General features: G+C 52.0%; 3 protein-coding genes and 2 pseudogenes. 3 read left to right on the top strand and 2 right to left on the bottom strand.

What is annotated here, in order from left to right; all coding sequences use genetic code 11:
• Positions 1-497: pseudogene (locus tag MWC30_RS21285) on the top strand (hypothetical protein); the annotation flags it as partial.
• 626 nt (positions 498-1,123) lie between these two features.
• On the opposite strand, the gene rhuM reads toward MWC30_RS21285, so the two are convergent.
• On the bottom strand, positions 1,124-2,323 hold the full coding sequence (rhuM, locus tag MWC30_RS21280) for a RhuM family protein (protein ID WP_244086215.1): 1,200 nt from the start codon (positions 2,321-2,323) through the stop codon (positions 1,124-1,126).
• Positions 2,323-2,733, bottom strand: a pseudogene (locus MWC30_RS21275) (class I SAM-dependent DNA methyltransferase); the annotation flags it as partial. The gene rhuM and the pseudogene MWC30_RS21275, both read right to left, overlap by 1 nt.
• Positions 2,734-2,818: 85 nt before the next feature.
• On the opposite strand from MWC30_RS21275, the gene MWC30_RS21270 reads away from it, so the two are divergent.
• Together MWC30_RS21270 and tnpB are read left to right on the top strand one after the other, a co-directional pair.
• Complete coding sequence (locus tag MWC30_RS21270; RefSeq protein ID WP_244086213.1) at positions 2,819-3,196, top strand: hypothetical protein; 378 nt, start codon at positions 2,819-2,821, stop codon at positions 3,194-3,196.
• Entirely contained in the window at positions 3,193-3,552 is a 360-nt protein-coding gene (gene tnpB, locus MWC30_RS21265) for an IS66 family insertion sequence element accessory protein TnpB (protein WP_244086212.1), read from the top strand. Before MWC30_RS21270 ends, tnpB begins: the two co-directional genes overlap by 4 nt.
• Positions 3,553-3,878: the final 326 nt, after the last annotated feature.

Raw genomic sequence — 3,878 nt, 5'->3', positions numbered from 1 at the left:
TTCCCCTCTGTCCCGAAGGCGTCCGCATGAGGCATCACCTGTACAATGAGTACAGAAAAATTCACGTCTATACCTGCCCTGCAAAAAGGCATACGCACCGAGACGGGAAATCCCTTTACGTCATCCACCTGGACGAGTGTCCCCGGCGACAGGACTGCATGCCCGAAAGCTCCCTCGGACCCATCGTGTATATCTCCTCGACTACAGACCCGAGGCTCTATCCTCCCATCCCGAGAGACAGCAAGCGATTCAAGGAAATCATGAATCTGCGCACTTCCACCGAGCGATGCAATTCCCTCAACGACACCTATCACCTCGACGGGTCCTGCAGGAACGCCGACTATGGGCTCATTCGCATCACTCTCGCCAACATTGTGGAGCATGCCGTTGTCAACTATCTGGAAAAATCGAAAAAAACTTCTACAGCGGAACTGCTTGATCAAACACTTCGCGAAATCGGCGCCATCTACAGAGAGGAATTCTTGGATACGGGATAAACCTTGAAAAACCCCAAGCCTGATCACAGCGCCTTAAAGCTCGCCCGAGCGGTTTGAAGATCCCTTCAAGATCGCACACTGAATCTTTTCCTTTTTTCCGGCGAAAAATCAATCAATCCGTCACCAAACCACTTTTTTCCCTTTTCTGCCAGAAAACCCTCTTACTTCTGGCACAGAGAGACCATGCGACAGTCCCCCTATCCAGGTAAATCCGCATCCACTATAGCTCTCGGATTTCAATTCCGAGAAACCTCCAGTTTGCCAAGCCTGGCGTTTCTATCGAGTTCGACATTAACCAGAAGCAAGCTATTGCAACCCGACGCAGTATCATGAAGGCCACGGCATCCAGCAAGTCTCTGGTGGCCGCCATGCATTTGCCCTTCCCCGGAATTGGCCATGTCCGGGCAGATGGACGAAGCAGCTACAGTTGGGTCCCGATAGAATTTCAACCGTTACCCAAAATCACCAAGCAATGAATCAGTGCTGGAATGTCACAAGACTTTCGCGCGATGCCCAGCCCCCGCTTCCTTTGGCAGAATAGGTCAGCTCATAGTGAGCCCCTTTCCGAGCAACTTCGGCGCAATTTCATCAGCCCTGTGTGCCACCATGCGACTGCAAGGCTTTGTTTAGACGCTCATTCCTTGAGTTACACCTTCATCAGGATTTGCAGTTTCACTCTTTAAGAAAGTCACCTCGAACGCTTTGCACTGACGGAACTGCTGCAGCCGGTTTGCGAACGTGAAAGCGTCATTCATCTCATAGTGCTGAAAGATATCGAGACCGCGGTCCAAAAGGATTTTCCATCCATGGTCCGCCACGATGTGACGAGCATGGATGCTGTTGGCTCCGTCGAACTCCCACGTGAAAGTTACACCAACGGTCGAACAGGATTCCTTGATTTTCTCCAGGTGTTCCTTCTGCTGGTCACTTCTGAACTCATCCTCGACGGTAATGAGATGAACCGCCCCGCTGAGTTTTAGAAAATCATCCAGCTTTGCAATCCAGTCGCGCATGTACATCGGTTTGCGGTCGAGAGCCTGCAGTTCGGCAAATTCCAGGTAGAATGTGACAATACGGTTCAGGATTTCCAGTTCTTTTTCACTGAGATAGTTCTTGGCAATTGCGACATCGGGTTTCCTCGGCTTGTCACCCTCCCAGTTGGTCAATCCCATATTGGGAAGGGATGCGTCCGCACGCCCCGCAATGACTTCCGCGGCAGTATGGCCGTGGGCGGCCCAGTGCATCTTGTTCTGGATGGTGGCGAAGAACCGTCGGGAAATGTCCGTGTTGGGGTCGTAGTCGATGCTGGTGGCATAGATCTCCAGAACCTTGCGCCAGAACACCTTTTCCGACGACCGGATATCGCGGATGCGGGCCAACAGCTCATCAAAGTAATTGCCTCCACCGGACTGCTTCAGCCGTTTGTCATCGAGAGTGAAACCCTTGACGATATATTCTCTCAGTCGCTGAGTCGCCCATTGCCTGAAGCGGGTTGCGACATGAGATTTGATGCGATACCCGACGGAGATGATCATATCGAGATTGTAGTATTTCGTGCGGTAGTTTTTCCCGTCGGAGGCAGTTATTAAGAATTCCTGAATAACTGAATCCTCTACCAGTTCCCCCTCATCGAAGATGTTCTTGATGTGCATGTTGATGTTGGGAACGGAGGTCTGAAAAAGCTCCGCCATCAGTTTCTGCGTCAGCCAGACAGTTTCTTGCTCAAGCCGGACATCAATTCTGATCTTCCCGTCTTCTGTCTGGTAGACCAAAAGCTGTCCCTTGGCCGGCAGGTTAGTCTCAAATTCGTGCCTTTCGTGGTCCATTATTCTTCCTTCGCATCCAGGCCGGGGATCTTCTTGAGTGCCGCACCGAACTTGCAGTAGTTGACCTTCACCCCATCGTCGAGATCAATCTCCACCTGTTCAGTAGCAAGGGGATAGAGGACTTCGCGTTCGTAGTCTTCCAACTCCTTGATCATCTTGTTGAGCTTTTCAATTTCCTTGAGAGCTTTGGTCTTTTCACTTTGTGAGGCGGAACTGCTGATGCTGACCTGCTCCAGGTGGCTCTTGCGGGCAGCCAACTTGGCTCGAAATTCGCGCAGGTAGTCATTCAACACGATGCTGATCGTATCCGGGCGGTAGCGATGCATGTAGATCAGGGCGTTGAAGGTGCTCTTGGGGCTGGAGAAGAGCCAGTAGATGGGCCGCTTTTTGTAGCGCTTGACGTGATCGTTGGTGTGGCTTCGGCAAGCGTGCATGAAATCCGCCTGCGGGGTGTTGTAGAATCGGCCGTCTTTAACCCACAAAGGAGAACAGCCGATGTCACAAGAAATCACCCCGGATAAAATCCTCACCCTTGAAGAAGTTGAGGATCTGTTTGCCGCATGGCGTCAGGGGACACCTCGCCCCAGACGCATTCCCGAAGATCTTTGGGAGGCTGCCGTGTGCCTTTGCCGGAGCCATCCTGTGGGGAGGGTCGCCAACAGGCTGAGATTGGGCTACCATGAGCTTAGCGAGCGAGTTCAAAAGCCTTCCCCGCCCATTTCTCATTTCGTTGAGCTTTCTCCTCTGCGGCCCATCAGTGAGCTTACCGTGGACTGCAACGACGGCAGTGGTCGACACATGCATATTCACTGCAATGGTCCCCTAGAGTCACTCCTTCCCCTCCTGCTCAAGAGCTTCTGGGAGAAGTCATGATCCAGATCACGGCTCACATGCGTATCCTGGTGGCTGTCAAGCCCGCAGACTTCCGCAAGGGCATCGATGGTCTTTGTGCTCTGTGCCGCAGGGAGCTCGGCAGCGATCCCTTTGGTGGAGCAGTCTTTGTTTTCTGCAACCGGAGGCGTACCTGCCTGCGCATCCTGGTCTATGACGGTCAGGGGTTCTGGCTTTGCCACAAAAGGCTTTCATCGGGAAAGTTTCGCTGGGCCTTTGCCCCGTCGGATTCCAAGGTCAAGTCCCTTGCAGCCCTGGAACTGCAAACCCTTTTGTGGAACGGGGATTTGAGGCGGATCGAGGCTCCTCCACCCTGGCGGCCGCTACCGCTTCCATGAGGTCCCTTGATTTTTTTAGCCCCTCTTCATTTTTTGCGGGACTTTGGGTCCATGTTGCGCTAAGAGACACTTGTTTTTTTGAGCTTTTTCATATTGCTTTCATGCGGACAAGGGTCGATGGCGTCAGTGGACTGTTGAGATGAGCAGGAAAAAAACTTCTAAGTACCCAAGCAAATATTTTCAAACAAAGTTGATATGGTGAACGAAATCGGATAAGTGATATTACGATGTTAATGTCAAAGCCTCTACGAGGAGCCTGCGTGAAGTACGTAAAGCCATTATCCGAAGCCGAATTGATCACACTTCGAGAAATGTGTGAGCACCAC

Source organism: Desulforhabdus sp. TSK (assembly GCF_022836495.1).
In the GTDB taxonomy this organism is placed as follows: Bacteria; Desulfobacterota; Syntrophobacteria; order Syntrophobacterales; family Syntrophobacteraceae; genus Desulforhabdus.
Note: the sequence above shows the minus strand (reverse complement) of the source record. Positions and strands in the feature narration are given on the sequence as shown.